The sequence below is a fragment of the Stenotrophomonas sp. 01N47 genome, assembly GCF_056399165.1.
The window spans coordinates 187,431-210,451 of the sequence record NZ_JBFTQU010000009.1; the positions used below are offsets into that span (position 1 = coordinate 187,431).

Here is a 23,021-nt window from a genome sequence, read left to right on the forward strand (position 1 = left end):
TATAGCGCAGCCGGTCACATCTCTGGGGCAATGGGTCATTCGGCGGGGCGCCCACCAGCACGTATCGAGCAGGCGCCACAGCACAAAACAGGGGCGCCCCCGTGGGAGCGCCCCTGCCGATAACCTGCGGCGTCGATCAACGCTTGGCGGCACTGACCTTCAGTGCGGCGGCATCAACGCGGGTCACGCCCTTGATGCCCTTGGCGGTGGCGATGGCCTTGTCATGCTCGGCCTTGGTGGCAACGGTGCCACTCAGGCTGACCACGCCATTGACCGTCTCCACCTTTACTTCGGTACCCGGCACATTGCTGCTGGCGAGCAGATCGGCCTTGACCTTGGTGGTGATCCAGCTGTCGGTGACCGGCTCGTTGGAATCATGGCGGTCTGCATGGGTCATCGCCGAATGATCGGTTTTCGGCGGGCTCTTCGCTGCGGCGTCCTGGGCGAATGCGGCCGAGGAGGACAGCGCCAGGCCCAGGGTGAGGGCGGAAGCCAACAGCGTACGGGTCGTGGTGCTCATCGTTTGGTTCTCCTACTGGTTGGTGCGCCCAGTGTCGCCAAGTGCTTGTAGTGCAGGCGTGGCGCTGCGGTCACGCTCACGTGAATGGGCGCACCCGCAGCGGGAATGGTTCAGCTTCCGGGCGCGTAGTCATCTCGTTTACCCTGAGGTTCCTGTCCTGCACTTCACGAACTGCGCGGAGTCCTCCCATGCGCCCTGAGCTGCAACTGGCCCTGATCGGCTACGGCCTTGCCGGCCGCGTCTTCCACGCCCCGCTGATCCAGCACACGCCGGGGCTGGCCCTGCACAGCGTGGTCAGTTCGCAGCGCGATACGCTGCTGCGCACCTTCAGCGACGTCCACGTACGCGCTACCGCACAGGAGGTCTTCGATGACCCTGCGGTAGATGCGGTGGTCATCGCCACGCCGAACGAACAGCACGCGCCATTGGCCATCGCCGCGCTGGCCGCCGGCAAGCATGTGCTGGTGGACAAACCGTTCGCCGTGAGCGTGCGCGAAGCCGAACAGGTGCTGGCCGCAGCGCGCGACGCTGGACGCATCGCTACCGTGTTCCAGAACCGGCGGTTCGATGCGGACTTCCTGACCCTGCAGGCGCTGCTTGCCGACGGCACGCTCGGTGACATCGCCGAATGCCACGCACATTTCGACCGCTATCGTCCGCAGGTGCGCGAACGCTGGCGCGAGCAGGACGGGCCGGGCAGCGGCCTGTGGTACGACCTGGGGCCGCACCTGCTGGACCAGATGCTGGTGCTGTTCGGCTGTCCGCAGGCGATCGATGCGGACCTCGCCGTGCAGCGCGAAGGCGGCGCTGGTATCGACTATTTCCATGCGGTGCTTCACTACCCGCGCCATCGCGCGATCGTGCATGCCGGTTCACTGGTCGCTGCGCCTGCACCGCGTTTCGCCGTGCATGGCACGCGGGCCAGCTGGATCAAGCATGGCCTGGACGTGCAGGAGGCGCAGCTGCGTCGCGGCATCGCGCCAGGTGCGCCGGGATGGGGCGTCGATCCGCGCCACGGCGAGCTGCTGCACTGCGATGCGGAGGACAACGTCCAGCGCAGCACCGTGGACAACCTGCCGGGCGACTACCGGCGCCTGTATGCCGACTTCGCGGCGGCGATGCAGGGTGAGAGCGAGCCGACGGTCAGCGCGCAGCAGGCGCTGCAGGTGATGCGGTTGCTGCAGGCGGGGATGGACAGCGCGCGCGAAGGGCGGCGGGTGCAGGTGGGGTGATCGGCAGGGCTGCGCCCTGCACCTGCCGAATCAACGTCAACGTCAACGTCAAAAGCGGGCATTCCGTGGGATGGCGGGGTGGGTCCGGTTGCGGGGGACGCCGTAAACCCGTCCATGGGGGCTTGGCCGCGGCATCCATGCCGCGGACACCCCCGCAACCGGACCCACCCCGCCTTCGACAGTTGTCCGCAATCTGTCGGAGCGACACGGCATTGCCTGCTCTTGGTGGGTGTCGACCTTGGTCGAGCCAGTAGATCCACGCCATGCGTGGATGACGTCGAAACGATCAAAGAAGGCTTTTTGTAGAGTCGAGCCATGCACGACTGGCTTCGCTCACGCAATTGCGGGGTCAGAGCCCTTTCCTGCGGAAAGGGATCCGACCCCGGCCAGTACTTACGACTTCTTGATGGCGTGGCCGCCGAATTCGTTGCGCATCGCTGACAGCAGGCGGTCGGTGAACGAATTGGATTCGCGCGAACGCAGGCGTTCGAGCAGCGAAAGGGTGATCACCGGGGCAGGTACGTCCAGCGCGATCGCTTCGGCGACGGTCCAGCGGCCTTCGCCGGAGTCTTCCACGTACGGTGCGATGCCATCCAGCGAGGGATTGCGCTTGAGTGCTTCGGTACTGAGGTCCAGCAGCCACGAACGCACCACGCTGCCGTGGCGCCAGACCTCGGCCACCTGGGCCAAGTCCAGTTCCATTTCCTGCTTGCGCTCCATCAGTGCGAAGCCTTCGGCGTAGGCCTGCATCATTCCGTACTCGATGCCGTTGTGGACCATCTTGGTGAAGTGGCCTGCGCCGGACGGGCCCACGCGCGCCCAGCCACGATCTTCGGCCGGCGCGAGCGTGCGCAGCAGCGGTGCGATCTGCTCGACCACCGCTGCATCGCCACCCACCATCAGGCTGTAGCCTTCCTGCAGGCCCCACACGCCGCCGCTGGTGCCGCAGTCCACGTAGCCCAGGTCATCTTCGGCCAGCGCTTTGGCGCGGCGGATCGAGTCCTGGTAGTTGGAGTTGCCACCGTCGATGACGACGTCACCTTCGGCCAGGTGCGGGGTCAACTGGCCCAGCGTCTGGTCCACGGTTTCGCCGGCCGGCACCATCAGCCACACCACGCGCGGCACCGGCAGCGCGGCCACTGCGGCGGCCAGCGAATCGACCACCTCCAAGCCGGCCTCGGCGGCGCGCTGGCGGGCGCCCTCGCCCGGGTCGTAGCCGACAACGCGGTGGCCACCGCGGTGCAGGCGCTGGGCCATGTTGGCGCCCATCCGGCCGAGGCCGATCATTGCAATATCCATTGTTTCACCTTCAGTTGGGGTCTAGGGTCAGGCTGCCTGGCCTGCCGGTGGCTGCGCAGTGGCGCAACTGCGCCTCGCGCCAACGCCGGTAGAGCGTGGTATGCAGATTGTGCAACGCCAGGTCGATGGAAAACGGCGTGCGCGGATTCCGATCGAGCAGGCGAATGATGTGGTAGCCGACAGGACGTATACCGCGTGGGTGCGCGTAGATCACGAACTGCTGGTAGAACGCATCGTCCAGCAACTGGTCCATCTGCTGCACGACGTCACGATAGCGCGGGGCCAACTGCGTACGCAGCGCCGGATCGCGGTCGTACAGCAACCGCTCGAAATAGCGTTGGCCGACCCGCGGAATGCCCTGCGCCAGCTGCCACAGGGCACGGTTGCGCTGGTCATACCAGGCCAGGCCACCGTGCTCCGCCAGTGCCTGCGCCGCGCCTTCGCCCACCTCCACCACGACGAAGTTCTCCGCCTGGTTGCTCAGATCGTCCAAGGTGCCTTTGTCGAAGACGTGTTCGATGAAGCCCGGCAGCCCGACAAAGGCCTGCCGCCCCATCGCCGACGTGCGCACGGCCTTGCCGTCGGCCATGAACTGGCCGGCCTGCGCGCCCAGCAGGATGCTGTCGGTGTCGTGCAGGCCAAGGAACGTGCCGATGGACAGTTCGGCGGGCGCGAATTCCGCATCGAAGGCCGCATCGCCGTACAGCTCGCGCTGCGTAGCCAGCTGCGCGACCTGGCGGCCGACGCCGCACTCGGCGCGAACGTGGCCCGTATAGAACGCATCCAGTGCGCGGCTGTTGCTCGCGGCAGGTACATAGCCGCGGCCGAAGCTGCGCCCCCGCTGCCAACCCTGTGCCGGGGCGCCGCGTGCGCCAAAGCCGATCCAGCCCAGCTGCACACCGGTGAAGCGGAAGGATTCATTGTCCTGCAGTGCCTGCGTAGCGCGTTGCACGGCAGCGCCCAGTTCAAAGGCGTAGGCGCAGACCGTGGCCGGGTCATCCAGCAACTGCTGCAACAGGGCCTGCCGGTCGGCCGCGGCCAGCGTTCCCGGCCAACGCACGCGTAGATCACCGGCCGCCTGCGCTTCGGCCAGCGAGGCACGCGCACACACCGGCCCACCCTGCACCTGTGGCGTGGTGATCGCTGCGGTTTCAAAGCGCCATCCCAGCCGCTGCAGCAGGCCTTGGCTGCACTCGGCCGTAGCGGCCAGCGTGCTCAGGGGCCAGCCCAGCAGCAGGGCCCACGCCATCACCCTGCCGCGCACGCTCAGCCCTGGTCCGTTGCTGCCGGCGCTGGTTCGGGCTCAGGCCCGGCAGGAGGCTGCGGCGACGCGGCCGGCTGCGGTTGCGGCTCTGCTTTTGCTGCCGCCGGCAGATACTGCTGCAGGCGCTGGAAGAAGCGCCGATAGAACTCGGCATCGGTGATCGTGCTGCTGGCCACTTTCACCAGTGAGTCGTCATTGCTGCCGAACGGCAGCGACACCGAACCCAGCGCGCCCACGCCCACACTGGCCGAGGTCGGGCTCTTCTTCAGTGCATAGCGGTCCTGCACGGCGCTGACGAACACCAACGCCTGGCTGCCACGCGGCGCGCACGAGATACGCAGCACCAGCTGTTCATGGTCGTCCTCGCGCGGCTGGAAGTTCTTGTTGCCTTCCACCTGCGCATCGTCCGAGCGTGCGATCGCATAGCCCTGGCTGAGCAGCGTGCGCCGGGCTGCTTCGCAGGCTTCGACCGGACGGCCATCGACGGTGCGCGAGAAGGTGTCGCCGGAGTCGAAGGACTCCCGCAGCAGACTGCTGTCGGCGGCACGACCGCCACAGGCGGTCAATGCCAAGGCACTGGTGGCAGCCAGCAGGGAAGCAGAAAGAAGGGAGGCCCGCATGGGTACTCCTGCGAAGACGTTATCCCCGAGGGTAGCCCCCTGCCCGTGTGCGCCGGGTCGAAAACACCGGTGCCGTCCGCCACCGTTGTACCCGGTTCATGCAAAAAGGGGACGGAAGGATCAAGTCGTTTGTGCCACTAACGACTTGATCCCTCCGTCCCCCTTTTTCAGTCAATCAGTCGGCCCAGCGGCCTGCGGCGGTGGACTGCGGCAGCACCTGCGCCGACAGCGGACGGTCGGCCTCGAGCAGGTTCACCGCGTCGGCCAGGATCGAGGCCGATTCACGCAGCAACGGATCCGGACGCTTCTCGGCGGCCTTCTCGCGGGCGGCATCCTTGACGATGTCGCGCTCGTTGCCGGTCAGGCCGTCATCGCTGCTGTCATCGGCCAGCGGGTCCAGGGCCAGGCCCAGTTCCTTGCGCACGATCTGGCGCTGCTTGCGCTGGGTGTCCTGGCGCTCGCGCTCGGCACGACGGGTCGCTTCATTCAGCGAAACGTACTTCTTCGCCGCTTCAGTACGGAACTGTTCCACGTCCTCGTTCCACCACTGGAATTCCTTGTCTGTGGCGATGCGCGAGTCGTGACGCGTTTCCAGCTTCGGCAGCAGCGGCGCGAAGTTGCCGTACTGGGTGTGCGGCACCGCGGCGATGCGGGTCCACGGCAGCGCGTTGTCGTAGGTGCTCTCGCCGAACTCGCTGGCATCGACGCTGGCCGGGAACGCCAGGTCCGGTACCACACCCTTGTGCTGGGTGCTGCTGCCGCTGATGCGGAAGAACTGGGCGATGGTCAGCTTGACCTGGCCAAAGCGCTGGGCTTCGCCGCTCGGCCAACGGTCCAGGTCGACGATGTTCTGCACCGTGCCCTTGCCGAAGCTGGTTTCACCGATGACCAGACCGCGGCCGTAGTCCTGGATGGCACCGGCAAAGATTTCCGACGCCGACGCCGAACCACGGTTGATCAGCACGGCCAGCGGACCGTCCCATGCCACGCCCTGGTTGCGGTCGCTGTTGACGGTGACACGGCCACCGGATTCGCGCACCTGCACCACCGGGCCCTGCTCGATGAACAGACCGGTCAGCTCGATGGCTTCATCCAGCGAACCGCCACCGTTGTTGCGCAGGTCCAGCACCACGCCGTCCAGCTTGTCGGTCTTGAAACCGGCCAGCAGCTTGGCCACGTCGCGGGTGGCCGACGCGTAATCGGTGGCGTTGCGACGACGGCCTTCGAAGTCCTGGTAGAAGGTCGGCAGCTTGATCACGCCGACCTTGCGTGCCGGCTCGCCATTGACGGCCGGAATGGTCATGGTCTCGCCCTTGGCGGCCTGTTCGGCCAGGCGCACCTTCTGCCGGGTCAGCACCAGGGTGTGGTGCTTGCCGTCGACGCCCGCTTCGGCCGGAATGAACTCCAGCTTCACCTGGGTGTCCTTGGCGCCACGGATCTTGGCCACGACATCATCGATGCGCCAGCCGATCACATCTTCCACCAGCCCGGACTTGCCCTGGCCGACGCCGACGATGCGGTCACCCGGCTTCAGCGTGCCGTCCACGGCCGCCGGACCACCGGCGATGATCTCGCGGATCACCACCACGTCGTCCTGGCGCTGCAGCTGCGCGCCGATGCCTTCCAGCGACAGCGACATTGCCTGGTTGAAGTTTTCGGCGGTACGCGGGGTGAAGTAATCGGTGTGCGGATCAACCGCGCTGGTGTAGGCGTTCATGAAGAACTGGAAGGTGTCTTCGCCCTTCAGCTCGTTGACCGACTTTTCCAGGGTGGCGTAACGCTTGTCCAGCGTCTTGCGGATGTCATCGGACTTCTTGCCGGCCAGCTTCAGGCGCAGCCAGTCATTCTTCACCGACTTGCGCCACAGCTCGTCGAGTTCGGCGTTGGACGCTGCCCACGGCACGTCCTTGCGGTCGTACTCGAAGCGCTCGTCGGTGGTGAAATCCGGTTCCTGCTTCAGCAGCTTGCGCGCATAGGCCACACGCTCGCCGACGCGCTGCTTGTAGACCGCGAACACCTGGAAGGCCGGCTCCAGCTCGCCGCCGCGGATGGCATTGGCAATGCCGGCCTGGAACGGTGCGAAGCGGGTAATGTCGGCCTGGGTGAAGTACTGCTTGCCGCCGTCCAGGGTCTCCAGGTAGCGCTTGAACACATCCTTGGAGGTGGCTTCATCGAGCGCACGCGGGCGATAGGCGTAGCGGCTGTCGGACAACAGGCCGTATACCAGCTTGGAGGTGGTCACCTGATCGGCGGTAGCCGCCGCCGGCAACGCCGGCGAGTCGGCCTTGGCCGCCAGCGCCAACGGCGCGACCAGCGCCAGGGCCATCAGGAATGCGGGGGCTTTGAATTTCATTGACGTGCTCGAAGGCGCCTTGCCAAGGGGGAGACTGCAGGGTGTTCAGACACCACGACAGTGCCGAAAGTTGCCGGGTTTGTCACCCGTCCACTTCCAGTGGAAAACCAGCCTAGCGGGGCCGGTGTAGCAAATTGTGAATGCAGGCAAAGGCGTGCGGACCAACGGTCCGCACCCACCATGGTGGTGGTGGCACCCATCGTGGGTGGTGACACCCATCGGTAGCGCCGGGCCATGCCCAGCGGGGATGAGGTGTGCGGACCAACGGTCCGCACCCACCGGCGGAGCCTCAGGAAACGCCGGCGCCCTTGGCCTGTACGTCGGCATGGTACGACGAGCGCACCATCGGGCCGGAGGCCACGTGGCTGAAGCCCAGCTCGTAACCGTAGACTTCCAGCGCCTTGTAGTCGTCCGGGGTCCAGTACTTCAGCACCGGGTGGTGGTGCGCGGTCGGCTGCAGGTACTGGCCGATGGTGATCATGTCCACATTGTGCGCACGCAGGTCGCGCATGGTGGCCTTGATCTGTTCGAAGTCTTCGCCCAGGCCCAGCATGATGCCCGACTTGGTCGGTACGTCAGGGTGCTGCGCCTTGAAGTTCTTCAGCAGGTTCAACGACCACTGGTAATCGGCACCCGGGCGCACGTTGCGGTACAGGTCCGGCACGGTTTCGATGTTGTGGTTGAACACGTCCGGCGGGTTCTGCGCCAGGATCTCCAGCGCGCGCTCCATGCGGCCCTTGCCGCGGAAATCCGGGGTCAGCACTTCAATGCGGGTGCCCGGCGATTTCTCGCGGATGGCGGTGATGCAGTCGACGAAGTGCTGGGCACCGCCGTCGCGCAGGTCATCGCGGTCGACGCTGGTCACCACCACGTACTTCAGGCCCATGTCGGCCACGGTCTGGCCCAGGCTGGCCGGCTCGTTGGCATCGGGCGGCTTCGGCCGGCCGTGTGCCACGTCGCAGAACGAGCAGCGGCGGGTGCAGACCTCGCCCAGGATCATGAAAGTGGCGGTGCCGTGGCCGAAGCATTCGTGGATGTTCGGGCAGCTGGCTTCCTCGCACACGGTCACCAGGCGGTTCTCGCGCAGCTTGGCTTTCAGGTTCTGCACGGCATTGCCCGAAGGAATGCGCACGCGGATCCAGGAGGGCTTGCGCAGCACCGGCACGTCGGCGAACTGCACCGGCGAACGGTTGATCTTGTCCCCACCCATCTGCTTGACCCCGGCCTGCAACGGCGCGGTGGACGGAAGCTCGGCCTGCACGATCTGCAGGGGAATGGTGCGGGCAGTGGTTTCAGTCATGGCGTTTCCGGGGGCGGTCAGGCGGCCGCAGAGAGATCAGGCAGTTCAGGCACGGGCTGCAGCAGCAGGCCGAACTGGCGGGCCAGGTGGTCCAGCAGCACCGGCTTGACGGCGTCCATCCCGGACGGACCACCCAAGTCTAGCACCGTGGTCACCTGCAACCCCTCGTAACCACAGGGGTTGATGCGGTGGAAAGGGTCGAGGTCCATGGCCACGTTGAAGGCCAGGCCGTGGAAGGTGCAGCCGCGCCGCACGCGGATGCCGAGCGCGGCGATCTTGGCGCCGCCGACGTAGACGCCCGGGGCGCCATCGAGCCGTTCGGCACCGATGTTCCATTCCGCCAGGGTGTCGATGATGGCCTGCTCGATGCGGCACACGTAGTCGCGCACGCCGATGCCCAGCCGCGGCAGCCGCAGCAGCGGATAGATCACGATCTGGCCGGGGCCGTGGTAGGTCACCTGGCCACCGCGATCGACGTGGACCACCGGGATCTCACCCGGCGCCAGCACGTGTTCGACCTTACCGGCCTGGCCCAGGGTGAACACCGGCTCGTGCTCGACCACCCACAGCTCGTCCAGCGTGTCATCGTCGCGCTGGTCGGTGAAACGCTGCATGGCGTGCCAGACCGGCTCGTAGGCCTGGCGCCCCAGGTCACGGACCACCGCCGGGCGCGGCGGGCGCGCCTCGGGGGCAGCCGCTTCGGCAGCGCAGCTGACGGCTACACCGTCCACTTCACTTCCGGGTGGTCGCGCAGGGCCTGGTGGGCCACGTCGTACTGTTCACGGTTCTCGGCCCGGAAGACCAGGCGCACCGAGACGTACTTGCCGTTGGACGAATGCTTCCAGCTGATGCGCTCGTTCACCACGTCGACGCCAGCAGCCAGCAGCAGGCGGGGGAGTTCATGCTCCAGGCCGCGGTTGGCCGGGCCCATCGCGCTGAGCTCGAACTGACCGGGGAACTGGAAGCCGTGTTCGGGGTTGTCGGACTTGATTTCCATGCGCCCATTATCGGGCCGCAGGGCAACAAACCCAAGAGTATTCATGTAAGCCGGCGGCACTGCAGGCGGGCCGCTGCGTTGCAGCTGAACATCCATTCAGGCAGGGACCCACCTCCCAGGGCCCCTGCCCCATCGCTGCGGCTTCACCTGCGGTAACCGATTGTATCGATCAGACAATGTTGTTTTCGGAACAGACAAGTGATCCCAGCGCGCTCGTTCCATCACAGCGCCGGGAGTACCGTGTCGTTGCATAAAACGACAGACAAAAGCCCCCTTCCCGATGATCATCCCATCCATGCGCTACCTCGCATCCTTTGGATTGTCCGGCCTGCTGGCCACCGCCCTCCCCCTTTCCGCCTACGCAGCCGAGCAATGCGGCCCGGACGCGATGCGCGAGCATCCGCCGCAGGTCAATTTCCGCGTCGACAACGACCTGTTCGGCGGCCGCCACCAGGACCAGGGCTATACCAACGGCGCCCAGCTGACCCTGGTCTCGCCCAACCTGGTCGATTACACCGACGACCCGTGCCTGCCGCGCCTGGCGCGCTGGGTGAACAGCCACCTGGAGGCACTGCACCCGGGCAGGTTCGAACAGCAGAACATGATCTTCAGCCTGGCCCAGGGCATTTTCACCCCCACGGATTTCACCCGGAAGGACCTGATCGAAGACGACCGCCCGTATGCGGGCGTGCTGGTGGCCAGCTTCGGCTACAACGCACGCAGCGGCGACCACCTGCAGACCACCCAGCTGACCCTGGGCGTGGTGGGCCCGTGGGCGCAGGGCCGGCAGGTGCAGAACGCGGTGCACGACGTGCTGGGTGATGAGAAATTCCAGGGCTGGGACAACCAGCTGCACAACGAACCGGTGTTCATGCTGACCCACGAGCGCATGCGCCGCTGGCCGGGCGATGCCAGCATCAATGCCGACGGCTGGGGCTGGGATGCGATCAGCCACTACGGCGGCTCGATCGGCAACCTGGAAACCAAGGCCAACGTCGGCGGCGAAGTGCGTTTCGGCTGGAAGCTGCCCGACGATTTCGGCAGCACCCCGCTGCGCCCGGCCGGCGAGAACACCGCGCCGACCCGGGGTGGCAAGCCCAGTGGCTGGTCGTGGCACATGTTCGCCACCACCGATGCGGCGTGGGTGATCCGCGATATCACCCTGGACGGCAACACGTTCCGCAACAGCCACAGCGTGGACAAGCGCCACGTGGTCGCCTACGGCGGTTACGGCGTGGCAGTGATGCGCGGCCGCTGGAAATTCGCGGTAGCCCGCTACCACAGCACCCGCGAGTTCAATGGCCAGCGCGAAGCCCCGGTGTTCGGCAGCTTCACCATCAGCCGCTCGCTGTAAGCGATCCGCTGATGGTCGTGGCGGCGGCTGGCTGCACGAGGTCATGTAGTGCCGGCCGCTGGCCGGCTGGCTGCACACGCGGCCGATGTCATGAGGAGCCGGCCAGCGGCCGGCACTACCACCTCCGGGCGGGGTCATGAATGCCGATACACCGAAACAGAAAAGGCCGGCATTCGCCGGCCTTTTCTGTTCACCGCAAGACGCTGCGGATCATTCCGATTCCCACCACATCCAGAAGCTGTCCCACAGCCGCTTGAAGAAGCCGGCCTGCTCGACGGCGGCCACAGCCACCAGCGGCGCTTCGGCCACCAGCTTGCCATCCAGGGTGACCTTGACGGTGCCGATCTGCTGGCCAGCGGTGAACGGCGCTTCCAGGGTCTTGGGCACGTCGATGCTCGGCTTCAGGTCGTTGTAGCGACCGCGCGGCACGCTGACCAGCATCGGCTGCGCCACGCCCAGCTGCACCTTGTCGGTGGTGCCCTTCCATACCTTGTGCTCGGCCACGGCCTTGCCCGGCTCGTACAGGCGGTGGGTCTCGAAGAAGCGGAAGCCCCAGTTCAACAGGGCCAGGCTGTCATCGGCGCGCTGCTTTTCCGACGCGCCGCCCAGCACCACGGCGACCAGGCGCTGGTCACCGCGCTGGGCCGAGCTCATCAGGCAGTAGCCGGCCTCGGAGGTGTGGCCGGTCTTGATGCCGTCCACGCTGCCATCGCGCCACAACAGCAGGTTGCGGTTGGGCTGCTTGATGGTGCCGACCTGGAATTCCTTGATCTTGTTGTACGCGTAGGTTTCCGGGTAGTCGCGCACCATCGCGCGGCCCAGCAGGGCCAGGTCGTAGGCGCTGCTGTGATGGCCCGGGGCGGTAAGGCCGTGGGCGTTCACGAAGTGCGAGTTCTTCATGCCGATCTTGGCGGCGTAGCTGTTCATCAGCGAAGCGAAGGCTTCTTCGCTGCCGGCTACGTGCTCGGCCAGGGCGATCGCGGCGTCATTGCCGGACTGGATCGCCATGCCCTTTTCCATGTCTTCCAGGCGCGCGGTCTGGTTGACCGGGAAGCCGCTGTAGCTGCCGTCGGTGCCGGCACCACCTTCGCGCCAGGCGCGTTCGCTCATCATCACCTGGTCGTCCGGACGGACCTTGCCGTTCTTGACCTCGGCGGCAATCACGTACGACGTCATCACCTTGGTGATGCTGGCCGGGGCCAGCTGTTCGTTGACGTTCTCGCCTGCCAGCACCTGGCCGGTGGCGTAGTCCATCAGCACCCAGGCCTTGGACACGCTGGGTGCTGGCGCCGGCGGCGTGGCCACGGTGGCGGGGGCAGCGGCGGCGGCGGCGGCGGCAGGCGTCGGGGTGGCCGGGGTCGGCAGCGGCGTCTGGGCGGAGGCCAGGCCCACCACCAGGGTGGCGGCCAGGGCAGTGGCGGCGGAACGGAAATTCATGGGACAGCAGGCTCCAGGGGACGGCCGGAAAATGAAGGATGGGGCGAGGTGGCCATTGTAAGGCCGAGGTGGCAAGGGCCGGCAGCACCGGCCCGGGCGGAATCAGTCCTTGACGATCTGTGGCGAGCCAAAGCCCAGACCCGAGATGCGCCCGGCAAGTTCCGCCGCGCTGGCATGGTCGCTGGCGGGTACCCGCAGGCGCCACAGGGTACGGCCACCGGCAGCGATGTCGCTGATGGTGGCACCGACGATGCCGGCAGCGTTGAGCTGGCCCATCGCCCGGTTGGCGTTGTCGCGGTTGGAGAAGCTGGCGACCTGCAACATCACCGCGCCCACCACCTGTTGCGACAGGCTGGGTGAGCTGCGCGGCGCTGCCGTGGCAACGGCTGCGGCCGGAGCACGTGCAACCGGCGCGCTGGGCGGCAGGCTGCTGACGGCTACGTCCGGCAGGGCACTGGCGGCGGCCTGGGTGGTAGCCGGTTGGCCACGTGCAGGCATGCTGTCGGCCGGCAGGCGATTGACCAGGCGATCGATGTCGCTGTCGGCAACGGGACGGGCCGCTGGCGCGGGACGCGCGCTGGCAATGACCGCTGCTTCGGCGGCACGGCGTTCGCGGCGCGACGGCTTCTGCGCCATCAGGTTGGTTTCACCCGGCTGCACTGCGCGCACTTCCACATTGCCGGTACCGCGCTGGGTGATGCCCAGGCGCACAGCGGCGGCATAGCTGAGATCGACCACGCGACCATCGTGGAACGGACCACGATCATTGACACGTACGATCACCGATTCGCCGTTGTCCAGGTTGGTCACGCGGGCGAAGCTGGGCAGCGGCAAGGTCTTGTGCGCGGCAGTGAACTGGTACATGTCGTAGACCTCGCGGTTGGAGGTCAGGCGGCCGTGGAACTTGGCGCCGTAGTACGAAGCAGTGCCACGCTCGACGTAGTTGCGGGTGTCGTCGAGCACCTTGTACTGCTTGCCCAGCACCACGTAGGGCGACTTGTTGCCGATCGCCGAGCGGTCTTCATTGGTCACCAGCGGCTCGGGAATGCAGGCCACGTTGGGCACATAGCTGGGCGTAGTGTCTTTCACGCCGGGCTTGTACAGGCCACCGGCGGTGTAGTTGCCACGGGTGGACAGGTCCTCGGTGGCCGCCGCGTACGGCGAGCCCTCCGGACAATGCGCCGGACGCCCACCCTTGCCCTGCACCACCGTGCCGGACGGCTTGCCACCGTGGCCGGCGGTCGCCGGCTTTTTCGGCGCGCTGCTGCAGGCGGCCAGCGCGAGGACGATCAATCCAGGGACCAGCCATCTGATGTTCATGCCGGGGGCAGCTCCTGTCCGGCAATGGCCTGCGACAACTGGAACACGGCCATCGCGTACATCTTCGAGAGGTTGTAGCGGGTGATTGCGTAGTAGTTCTGGAAGCCCAGCCAGTACTGCTTGCCGGTGCTGCCTTCAAGGGTGACCGGAGTGGCGGTGGCACCCGGCTGCACCGGCGCGCTGGGCTGGTAGCCGCGCTGGGCCAGGTCGGCCAGCGACCAGGTGGGCATCCACTCGGTCGGGTTGAACTCCTCGCGGCCGGCGGCGAGCGTGGCCGGCACGGCAACCTGGCCGCCGCGCACCCAGCCACCCTTCTTCACGAAGTAGTTGGCGATGGACGAGAACACGTCGTCGTAGCTGGTGAACAGGTCACGGCGACCATCGCCATTGCCGTCCACGGCGTAATCCAGGTAGCTGGAGGGCATGAACTGGCCCATGCCCATCGCACCGGCATAGCTGCCCTTGAGCGTGGTGATGTCCAGCTTTTCCTCGCGACCCAGCTCGAACAGCTTGGCCAGTTCATCGCGGAAGAACAGCTCGCGGCGCACTTCGCGCTCCAGCTTGGCCGGGTCGCCACTGCGCGGGTAATAGAAGGCCAGCGTGTACAGCGCATCGAGCACGCGATGGCTGCCGGCATTTTTGCCGTAGCTGGTTTCCACGCCGATGATCGCCACGATCACTTCCGCCGGCACACCGGTGCGCTCCTGCACACGGTCCAGTTCGGCGCGATGCTGGGCAAGAAACGCCTTGCCGCCATCGATGCGTGCCTTGCTGATGAACATCGGCCGGTATTCGTTCCACGGCTTGACCCGTTCGGCCGGCCGCGACATGGCGGCGATGATCGGCTGGCGCACCTGCGCCTGGTCCAGCACGTTGCGGATCTCATCGGGCTTCAGGCCGTAGCGCTTGGCGGTATCGGCAATGAACTTGGCGCGCGCGGTTTCGAACGGCACCGGGGTGAGATCGACCGGCGCCGCCGTAGCGGCTGCGGCTTCCGGCGCGGCTTCGGCCGGGCCCTGAGGTTTGGCCGCCGGGTGGCGCGGCGTACTGCTGGCCTGTGGCGAAGTCGGTGGGGACGTCGGCTGGGTCGCGCAGGCGACCAGGCCGAGGGTGAGCATGCAGGCCAGAGAACGTCGAATCATCACCGCAGGTTAGCAGGTCATGGATGAATTAAAACCCCTAAGACCATGAATCACAACGATTTGCTCGCGTTCAGCACGAAATGTGAAGGCGTTGTGATTGACCTGCCCCATTCAGGCAGAGGTTGCCGGTTGCGTCCCCATCCCCGCAGACGCAACCGGCCGCCGGACCCGGTCGGTACCTGCGCGGCTGCCGCTCCCCAGTGGCAGTGCTCCGCGCTCCTTGTACCTGTTGGATCAGTACTGCTTTCCCATCCGACGCCCCTCGCGCTGCATCAAAGACGGCGCGCCATGCCGAACGGGCCGTCATTGTGCAGGCCGATTGCGACAAGTCCATTGATCAGGATCAACGCGGCGTCAAAATGTGAATTGGCGCCCACTTTTAATGGAACTTCGTCAGCGGCCATGCTGCTGTGCGGTGGAGTGGGAACGATTACAGAAATGCGCGTGCGCAGATTCATGCGCGCATCGGTGGCGAAGGTCGGCGAACGGCGCAGCCCCTCGTGGGTTTGGGTTGGTCGCGTAAAGCGCTGGCTTCCGGAGGGCTGGCCGGGCGGGGTAGGACGGGCGGGGACGCCGTGAACCCATCCCTGGGGGCTTAGCCGCGCCATCCATGGCGCGGATACCCCGCCCGCCCCACCCCGCCCGGCCGCTGACAGATTTCCGCGCGGCCCACCCACGGAAAAGAAAAAAGAAGAGCAACAGCGGGTCGCTTCGCTCTGAGCCGAGCGCGGGCTCGGCTCTACTGGAAGCGCGGGCAACCGGCCATGCTGCTTTTGCTTTTGATCTTTTTTCTTCTTGCGTGGGTGGACGCCCCAGGAACGTGTCCGTGGCCGGGTAGATGGGCTGCGCAGGGGCGTGAGCCGCATGGATGCGGCGACCGAGCTTACAGGGACGTACTTGCAGCGGCCCCTGCGCAGCCCATCTACCCGAGCCTCCTCATGAATTGCTTTGCGGCCACCCACGAGGGGCTGCGCCGTTGGCTGGAAACCTACGCGTGTACCGGCCGATGACCGCGCACCGCCATCACCAGACCGATGCCGGCCAGCAACGACACCGCCGAAGTGCCGCCGTAGCTGATCAGCGGCATCGGAATGCCCACCACCGGCAGCAGGCCGGAAATCATCCCGCCGTTGACCAGCACGTACACGAAGAACGCCAGGCCCAGACTGCCGGCCAGCAACCGCGCGTGCGTATCGCGTGCCTGCACCGCGATCGACAGGCAGCGCCCGACCACGAACAGATACAAGGCGAACACTGTCACCACGCCAATCCAACCGAATTCCTCGGCCAATACCGAGAACGCGAAATCGGTGGTGTACTCGGGCAGGAAATCCAACGTGGCCTGTGTGCCATGGCCCCAGCCGCGCCCCTGCATGCCACCCGAGCCGATGGCGATGCGCGACTGCAGGATGTTCCAGCCGGTGCCCAACGGATCGGCAGCCGGATCCAGGAAGGTCAGCACGCGATTCTTCTGGTATTGCCGCAGCAGCCCGAACCACGCCAGTGGCGCAGCCACCGATACCGCACTCAAGCCGGCCACCACCCAGCGCCACTGCAGTCCAGCCAGCAGCAACGCAAACACGCCACTGGCCGTCACCAGCGTGGCGGTACCCAGGTTGGGCTGCATCAGGATCAGCAGCGCTGGCACCCCGATCAGTACTGCGGCGGTCAGCACCGTGCGCGGCGATGGCGGCAGCGGCTGACGGTGCAGATACCAGGCCATCATCAACGGCAGGCTGAGCTTGAGCAGTTCCGAGGGCTGCAGATAGAACACGCCCAGATTGAGCCAGCGTTGCCCGTATTTACCGGTGCCGATCACATACACCGCCATCAATGGCAGCATCGACAGCGCATAGATGGCAGGCGTCCACGCGCGCAGGCGCAGCAGCGAGACCCGCGACAACAGCCACATCGCTACCAGACCCATCGCAAAGCGCATCGCCTGCCCCGCCACCGGGCCGTTCACGCTGTGCAGCACCGCCAGGCCCGCGCCCATCAGGATAAACAACGCGACCAGTAACGGCAGATCGATCGTGCGCACCGCCTCGAGGCAGCCGCCAAACATTCGTTTCCATTTCACCCGTGGCACGGTAGCAACCGGCGCTTTCGTGAAGCTGTCAGCGCTGTTTGTCGCTATCGACACCTAGCGTGATGAGTGCCTTTGGCATCTGCATTTTCCGGGTTTCAAACAATTCTGATTGGAACGGCGAGGGTTCCCGTGCACATCATGTAGCGCCACCGACAACAGGTGGCACGGGACTCCAATCCCGAAGGACAGACAGTTGTTTACGCTTGCCGGCCGGCGTCGCCCTTTCCTTGTTGGGTGGCGTCGGCTGGCAATCCGTCCGTGCGTCTTTGGCGGGCGGTGCGTGGAGGGCCATGTGCCCGCCGGAACTGTCTGTCCCCGGTATTGGAGCCACGCATCGTCCGCCACCCTCGCATCCACGCGGGGTGGCCCTTGCCTACCGCGCACAAGGATGCCGCCATGTCTGCTTCCACCTACCCATACCTGTTCGCCACGCTGGGCGAAGCCGCCCACCAGCTGCCGGACGACATCGCCCGCGCGCTGGAAACCACGCTCACCGCAACGCAGGCCGCCAACGCGCCCGACGGCCCTACCCTGCTGGACTGCCTGCAGCGCATCCGCCAAGTGGAAGCAGCAGATGGTCAGCCGTGGCCACACAAGGGGCGAACGCAGGCGCAGTGTATGGCGATGGCACGCATCGACCGCGCCAATGCCGGGCTGACCTTCCTGTTGGAACTGCTGCACGCCAGCGAGCGCGTACGCGTGGACGGCGACGACGCGCAGCAACTGGGTGACGACGCCCGCGAAGGTCTGCTGCTGGCCTGCCGAGGCCTGTCGGAATACGTGGACGTGCAGCTACAGGCCGCGTAATGCGCACGCGCCTGTCAAAGAGCGAAGCGACCCGCTTCTGCTCTGTTTTTCTCTTTGCGTGGGTGGCCACCGCAGGAAACTGTCAGAGGCCGGGCGGGGTGGACTGCGCAGGGGCGTGAGCCGCATGGATGCGGCGACCGAGCTTACATGGACGTACTTGCAGCGCCCCCTGCGCAGTCCACCCCGCCCGGCCAACCACGGCTGCTGCTTTCAGCGCCCACCCACGAGGGGCTGCGCCGATGGCTGGAAACTACCCGTAACCGCCATGCACCGGATTGTGCCGCCGCACCGCCATCACCAACCCGAACCCCGCCAGCAACGACACCGCCGACGTACCGCCGTAACTGATCAGCGGCATCGGCACACCCACCACCGGCAGCAGGCCCGAGATCATCCCGCCGTTCACCAGCACATAGACGAAGAACGCCAGACCCGTGGCACCGGCCAGCAGGCGCGAGTACGAATCGCGCGACTGGCTGGCAATCCACAGGCAGCGCCCGATCACCACCAGGTACAGCGTCAGCACCAGCGCCACGCCGATCCAGCCGAACTCCTCGCTCAGCACCGAGAAGGCGAAGTCCGTGGTCTGTTCGGGAATGAAATTCAGGTGCGACTGCGAGCCTTCGCCCCAGCCCTTGCCATCGAAACCACCGGAACCAATGGCGATCTTCGACTGGATGATGTTCCAGCCTGCGCCCAGCGCGTCCATTTCCGGGTCGAGGAACATCATGATGCGGTCCTTCTGGTACGGCCGCAGCAACCAGAACCAGGCGACGGGCGCCACCGCTGCCACACCGCCCACGCCCAGCCCCACCCACCACCACGGCAGGCCGGCCAGCAGCAGCACGAACACGCCACTGGCGGCGATCAGCACGCCGGTACCGAAGTCCGGCTGCAGCATCACCAGCCCGGTCGGCACGCCGATGATCACCATCGCCACCAGCACCGTGTTGAAGCGCGGCGGCAGCGGCATCTTGTGCAGGTACCAGGCCACCATCATCGGCAGGCTGACCTTCAGCAGTTCGGCCGGCTGCAGGTAGAAGAACTTAAGGTCCAGCCACTGCCGGCCGTACTTGCCCGTGCCCAGCGCGAACACCGCCAGCAGCGGAATCATCGAGATCGCGTAGATCAGTGGCGTGGCCGAGCGGATGCGCAGGATCGGCGCCCGAGAAATGCCCCACATCGCAGCCAGGCCCACGGCAAAGCGCACGCCCTGCGCCATCACCAGGCCATCGCCACCAGCACTCTTCAACGTCGCCAGGCCGATCACCATCAGCGCCCCCAGCGCCAGGCACAGCACCCAGTCCAGGCTGCTGAAGAACCGCTGCAGCATTTCGCCGGCCCAACGCAGGAACTCCTTCATCGCGCAGCCTCCGCTACGGGGGTCGGGCGCGTGCCGGCCGGCACGGTTGCCGCAGAAGGCGCACCTGGCGCAGGTACCGGCAGAGGCTCCGGCGCAGGAACACCGATCAGCACCGGATGCTCGACCAACTGTGCGGCAGCGATATCGCCGGCCTGGCGTGCGCCCACGTCTTCGTTGTCGAAGGCAGTGGCGCCGATCGCAGTGGTACCACGCTCGCTGTCCAGCGGCTGCATGCCTTCAGGCATCTTGCCCAACAACCAAGCATCGAAAATCTTGCGCGCGATCGGTGCAGCCGCCGCACCGCCGTAACCGCCGCCTTCCACGGCGATGGCCAGCGCAATCACCGGCTGCTCGGCCGGCGCGAAGCCGACGAACAGCGCACGGTGGCGCAGGTGCATCGGCAGGCTTCTGGGATTGACCGCGGCCGTGCCCTTGCGGCTGACGACCTGCGCCGTGCCGGTCTTGCCCGCCATCGTGTACGGCGCACCGGCTGCCATGCGTGCTGCGCTGCCGCCGGGAAGCATGGTCGCCATCATGCCTTCGCGCACAGCCTGCAGGTTGTTCGGGTTGGGACTGACCGGCTTGCTCTGGCCGGGCTCCGTCGCCACCCAGTCGCTGTCGAAACCAGCACGCTGCTGCATCACCAGATGCGGCGTGCGCAGCTGGCCATTGGCCAGGCCGCTGACACCACGGGCCAGCTGCAGCGGGGTGACCTTCCAGTCGCCTTGGCCGATGCTGATGTTCACCGTATCGCCGGGATACCAGGCTTCCTTGCGGCTCTTCCGCTTGTAGGCTGGCGACGGCAGGATGCCGGAGATCTCACCGGTCAGATCGATGCCGGTCGGCTGGCCGAAGCCGTAGTACTCCATGTAATGGTCGAACCGCTCGATGCCCAGGTCCAATGCCAGCCGGTAGTAATACGTATTGACCGACTGCGCGATGGACTTGCGCAGATCGGTCCAGCCGTGACCGCCACGGTGAGAGTCGCCCCAGCCACGCGAGGTGCCGGGCAGGTAGAACATGCCGGTCGACAGCACTTTGTCCTCGGGACGGCGAACGCCCGAATCGAGGCCGGCCAGGCCGATCAGCGGCTTCAGGGTCGAACCGGGGGCAACGCCGCCGAGTACCAGGCGATTGAACTGCGGGCGCGACGGGTTGTCGTTCAGCGCCTTGAAATCGGCATGCGAGATGCCGTTGACGAACAGGTTCGGGTCGTAGGACGGCAGGCTGACCATCGCCAGCACTTCACCGGTACGCGGGTCCATCGCCACGGCCGAACCTTCCTGATCACCGAAGGCAGCCACCATCGCCCGCTGCAGGTCGGCGTCGATCGACAGCCGCAGGTCGGCGCCGGATTGCGCAGCGACACGGCCGATGGTGCGGATCGCGCGGCCCTGCACGTTGGTCTCGACCTGCTCGTAGCCGACCTTGCCGCGCAGTTCCTGCTCGTAATAGCGCTCCAGGCCGGACTTGCCGATGTGGGTCAATGCGGCGTTGCCCTCGCCGAGGATCTCCAGATCCTTGTCGTCGACCCGGCCAACGTAGCCGATGATGTGCGCGAACAGGTCGCCATAGGGATAGCGACGGGTCAGGTACGGTTCCAGCTCGACGCCGGGAAAGCGCCAGCGGTCCACCGCGAAGCGCGCCATTTCCTCATCGCTCATGCGCAGCTTCAGCGTGACCGGCAGGAACTTGCGGCGCGCCTTGCGCGACTTGTTGAACGCTTCCAGTTCTTCCGGGCTGATCTGGATGATCTTCGCCAGCCCTTCCAGGGTGGCATCCATGTCCTTGACCTTGTCCGGGGTCACATCCAGGCGGAACGCCGGCACGTTCTCGGCCAGCAACCGACCATTGCGGTCATAGATCATGCCCCGCCCGGGCACCACCGGCCGCGGCTTGATGCGGTTTGCTTCGGATCGGGTGGCGTAGATGTCGTGGTCCAGCACCTGCAGCTTGAAGTACCAGCCGCCCAGGCCCAGCAGGCAGACCAGCACCCCGAAGAAGCCCAGCGCCGCGCGACGCCGGAACTGTTCGGCTTCGGCGTGCGGATTCTTGACCTGGCGACGCGGCAACATGGCTCAGCGCCCGCGCTTGCCGAAGCGCACTGCGTCCAGCAGCACGAACACCAGCGGCCACAGGCCCATGCCGAGCAGGGGTGCCCACCAGTACGACCACGGCAGGGTCGGCTCGCCTACCAGGATGTGTACCAGCGCGCTGACGATGCGGTCGTTGAACAGCAGGCCGCCGATGGCCAGCATCTGCTGCGACATCGGGAAGAAGCGGATGCGCGCGCGGAAGCGCTGCAGGATGAAGGCCAGCATCACCAAGCGCAGCGCCTGTTCGCCCAGCACCCCGCCGTACAGCAGGTCGGCGACGACGCCGCTGGCGAAGGCGATGCCGAGGCCGACGCGCTCCGGCGCTTCGATCACCCAGTAGGCCAGAACCAGTGCCAGCCAATATGGACGCAGCGGCTGCAGCAGCGCCGGCAACGGCAGCAGGCCCAGCAACAGGGCCACCACAACGCTGGCGGGAAGCACCCAGCGGTTGTCGCGAAGGCGGCTCATCGCTGCGCCTCCGGCTGCGGTTGGGTGGGCTGTGGTTGAGTTTGCTGCGGTTGCCGGCCAGCGGCCGGCACTACCGGGGAGCTGGCTGGGGGAGAGCCCCCCTCTTGTTGAGGGGGGCGCGCCGAAGGCGCGGGGGTAAGGGAGGATGCGCGGGCAGCCGGGTTCGTCGCAGACGGGAACGGCTGCCGGCCAGCGGCCGGCACTACCGTGGAGCTGGCTGGGGGAGAGCCCCCTTGTTGTTCAAGGGGGCGCGCCGAAGGCGCGGGGGTAAGGGAGGATGCGCGGGCAGCCGGGTTCGTCGCAGACGAGGACGGCTGCCGGCCAGTGGCCGGCACTACCGGGGTAGCCTGCGTTGCTGCAGGCGCGGTGCCGGTCGGCAGCGCTGTGGCATCGGCCGGGCCACCGGGAGCGGCCTGTTCCATCTGCAGGCGCAGGTTCGGCGGAATGCGGATCGCAGCGCCAGGGCGCAGCAGCAGCACGTCGCGGCCACGATCGAGCTGCGCGGCCGGTTTCAGTTCGCCCACCAGGAAGGCATGGGTATCGTCCGGGCGCAGCCCGGTGATGGTGCCCACCGGGAATCCGGCCGGGAAGCGGCCACCGAGACCGGAGGTGACGATCTCATCGCCCACTTCCACGCCGGCACTGAGCGGGATGTCGCGCAGTTCCAGCTTGTCGCCGCGGCCGTAGACGATCAGGCGCACGCCATTGCGGGCCACGGTCACCGGCACCGCGTGGTCGGGATCGGTCAGCAACAGCACCGTGGAGCTGCCCGTGGTCACGCTGATCACCTGGCCCATCAGGCCGCCGGAATCGATCACCGCCTGACCGACGTGCACGCCTTCGCGGCTGCCAGCGTCCAGTACCAGGCGCTGTTTGACCGGGTCCAGGTCGATGTCCAGGATCGGCGCCAGCTGTACGTCCAGGCCACTGCGCTCGGCCACGTTCAGCAGTTCGCGCAGCTGGGCGTTGTCCAGCGCGGCCGTCTGCAGACGGGTCAGGCGGGCGTTGGCCAGCAGCAGCTGGTTGCGCAGCTCGCGGTTCTCGGTCACCAGCTGGCCGTGGCTGGCGGCGGTATCCCGCACCTGCCCGCCGAGCTTGCCGGGCAGGCCGGCCAGGGCCCACACCGGCTGCACCAGGCTGTTGGCCTGCTCGCGCAGACGCGCCAGCCAGCCAGCCTGGTCGTCGAGGACGATCAGGGTGATTGCCAGTGCGAGATAGGCCAGCAGCCGCAGCGGGCTGGCGGCATCACCGGATCGGGAAGCGACGGGAGGTCCGGCGTAGGGCGGCACGGCAGCGATTCAACTGGCAGAAGGCGGAAGGGAAACACGCGGGCGCCCCGCCGGTGCCGACCTGCCGATGT

19 protein-coding genes and 1 pseudogene are annotated in these 23,021 nt (G+C 66.7%); 3 read left to right on the forward strand and 17 right to left on the reverse strand.

Going from position 1 to position 23,021, the window contains the following annotated elements; translation table 11 throughout:
* Window positions 1–136 precede the first annotated feature (136 nt).
* Window positions 137–373: pseudogene (locus tag AC1DKR_RS16895) on the reverse strand (BON domain-containing protein); the annotation flags it as partial.
* A 335-nt stretch (window positions 374–708) separates the two neighbouring features.
* Between AC1DKR_RS16895 and AC1DKR_RS16900 the strand changes: the two are divergent.
* The gene (locus AC1DKR_RS16900) at window positions 709–1,752 is read left to right on the forward strand and encodes an oxidoreductase (RefSeq protein WP_363731582.1); all 1,044 of its coding nucleotides are present in this window, start codon (window positions 709–711) and stop codon (window positions 1,750–1,752) included.
* A gap of 393 nt (window positions 1,753–2,145) precedes the next feature.
* Here the strand turns inward: AC1DKR_RS16900 and gnd are convergent, their stop codons facing one another.
* From gnd to AC1DKR_RS16935, 7 genes are all read right to left on the reverse strand, one after another.
* A complete protein-coding gene (gene gnd / locus AC1DKR_RS16905) occupies window positions 2,146–3,051 on the reverse strand; it encodes a phosphogluconate dehydrogenase (NAD(+)-dependent, decarboxylating) (protein ID WP_176019582.1) in 906 nt (301 codons plus the stop codon).
* A gap of 10 nt (window positions 3,052–3,061) precedes the next feature.
* A complete protein-coding gene (locus tag AC1DKR_RS16910; RefSeq protein ID WP_478033838.1) occupies window positions 3,062–4,300 on the reverse strand; it encodes a hypothetical protein in 1,239 nt (412 codons plus the stop codon).
* A gap of 17 nt (window positions 4,301–4,317) precedes the next feature.
* Window positions 4,318–4,935: a DUF2242 domain-containing protein gene (locus tag AC1DKR_RS16915; protein WP_478033840.1), complete on the reverse strand. Its 618-nt coding sequence runs from the start codon at window positions 4,933–4,935 to the stop codon at window positions 4,318–4,320.
* A gap of 175 nt (window positions 4,936–5,110) precedes the next feature.
* The gene (locus tag AC1DKR_RS16920; protein WP_478033845.1) at window positions 5,111–7,288 is read right to left on the reverse strand and encodes a carboxy terminal-processing peptidase; all 2,178 of its coding nucleotides are present in this window, start codon (window positions 7,286–7,288) and stop codon (window positions 5,111–5,113) included.
* Between the two features lie 289 nt (window positions 7,289–7,577).
* Window positions 7,578–8,588 (reverse strand): lipoyl synthase, encoded by a 1,011-nt coding sequence (lipA, locus tag AC1DKR_RS16925; protein ID WP_033832023.1) that lies wholly within the window; start codon window positions 8,586–8,588, stop codon window positions 7,578–7,580.
* Between the two features lie 17 nt (window positions 8,589–8,605).
* Window positions 8,606–9,250, reverse strand: a complete 645-nt coding sequence (gene lipB / locus AC1DKR_RS16930) for a lipoyl(octanoyl) transferase LipB (protein WP_244439085.1) — start codon at window positions 9,248–9,250, stop codon at window positions 8,606–8,608.
* A gap of 56 nt (window positions 9,251–9,306) precedes the next feature.
* Window positions 9,307–9,585, reverse strand: coding sequence for a YbeD family protein (locus AC1DKR_RS16935; protein WP_032975372.1), 279 nt, complete (start codon window positions 9,583–9,585; stop codon window positions 9,307–9,309).
* A gap of 295 nt (window positions 9,586–9,880) precedes the next feature.
* Between AC1DKR_RS16935 and AC1DKR_RS16940 the strand changes: the two genes are divergently transcribed.
* Entirely contained in the window at window positions 9,881–10,939 is a 1,059-nt protein-coding gene (locus tag AC1DKR_RS16940) for a lipid A deacylase LpxR family protein (RefSeq protein WP_373695685.1), read from the forward strand.
* 210 nt (window positions 10,940–11,149) lie between these two features.
* On the opposite strand, the gene AC1DKR_RS16945 is transcribed toward AC1DKR_RS16940, so the two are convergent.
* The 5 genes from AC1DKR_RS16945 to rodA (AC1DKR_RS16965) all read right to left on the reverse strand — a co-directional run bounded on the left by AC1DKR_RS16945 (window position 11,150) and on the right by rodA (AC1DKR_RS16965) (window position 16,903).
* A complete protein-coding gene (locus AC1DKR_RS16945; RefSeq protein WP_428703875.1) occupies window positions 11,150–12,376 on the reverse strand; it encodes a D-alanyl-D-alanine carboxypeptidase family protein in 1,227 nt (408 codons plus the stop codon).
* Window positions 12,377–12,478: 102 nt separating this feature from the next.
* Complete coding sequence (locus AC1DKR_RS16950) at window positions 12,479–13,696, reverse strand: septal ring lytic transglycosylase RlpA family protein (RefSeq protein ID WP_478033853.1); 1,218 nt, start codon at window positions 13,694–13,696, stop codon at window positions 12,479–12,481.
* Window positions 13,693–14,838: a lytic murein transglycosylase B gene (mltB, locus tag AC1DKR_RS16955; RefSeq protein ID WP_478033857.1), complete on the reverse strand. Its 1,146-nt coding sequence runs from the start codon at window positions 14,836–14,838 to the stop codon at window positions 13,693–13,695. Before mltB ends, AC1DKR_RS16950 begins: the two co-directional genes overlap by 4 nt.
* Before the next feature lie 272 nt (window positions 14,839–15,110).
* Complete coding sequence (locus AC1DKR_RS16960; protein WP_312787095.1) at window positions 15,111–15,296, reverse strand: hypothetical protein; 186 nt, start codon at window positions 15,294–15,296, stop codon at window positions 15,111–15,113.
* Between the two features lie 530 nt (window positions 15,297–15,826).
* Window positions 15,827–16,903 carry a rod shape-determining protein RodA gene (rodA, locus tag AC1DKR_RS16965; RefSeq protein WP_312787094.1) on the reverse strand — a complete coding sequence of 359 codons (1,077 nt, stop codon included), beginning with the start codon at window positions 16,901–16,903 and terminating at the stop codon, window positions 15,827–15,829.
* Window positions 16,904–17,323: 420 nt separating this feature from the next.
* On the opposite strand from rodA (AC1DKR_RS16965), the gene AC1DKR_RS16970 reads away from it, so the two are divergent.
* Entirely contained in the window at window positions 17,324–17,734 is a 411-nt protein-coding gene (locus AC1DKR_RS16970) for a hypothetical protein (protein ID WP_312787093.1), read from the forward strand.
* 250 nt (window positions 17,735–17,984) lie between these two features.
* Here the strand turns inward: AC1DKR_RS16970 and rodA (AC1DKR_RS16975) are convergent, their stop codons facing one another.
* From rodA (AC1DKR_RS16975) to mreC, 4 genes are read right to left on the reverse strand one after another with little or no spacing between them, the layout of a single operon-like run.
* Window positions 17,985–19,097: a rod shape-determining protein RodA gene (gene rodA, locus AC1DKR_RS16975; protein ID WP_312109885.1), complete on the reverse strand. Its 1,113-nt coding sequence runs from the start codon at window positions 19,095–19,097 to the stop codon at window positions 17,985–17,987.
* The gene (mrdA, locus tag AC1DKR_RS16980) at window positions 19,094–21,172 is read right to left on the reverse strand and encodes a penicillin-binding protein 2 (RefSeq protein WP_312109883.1); all 2,079 of its coding nucleotides are present in this window, start codon (window positions 21,170–21,172) and stop codon (window positions 19,094–19,096) included. The genes rodA (AC1DKR_RS16975) and mrdA overlap by 4 nt, the downstream gene beginning before the upstream one ends.
* 3 nt (window positions 21,173–21,175) lie before the next feature.
* Window positions 21,176–21,661, reverse strand: a complete 486-nt coding sequence (gene mreD, locus AC1DKR_RS16985) for a rod shape-determining protein MreD (RefSeq protein WP_089236951.1) — start codon at window positions 21,659–21,661, stop codon at window positions 21,176–21,178.
* Window positions 21,658–22,950, reverse strand: coding sequence for a rod shape-determining protein MreC (gene mreC / locus AC1DKR_RS16990; RefSeq protein WP_478033867.1), 1,293 nt, complete (start codon window positions 22,948–22,950; stop codon window positions 21,658–21,660). Before mreC ends, mreD begins: the two co-directional genes overlap by 4 nt.
* Window positions 22,951–23,021 lie beyond the last annotated feature (71 nt).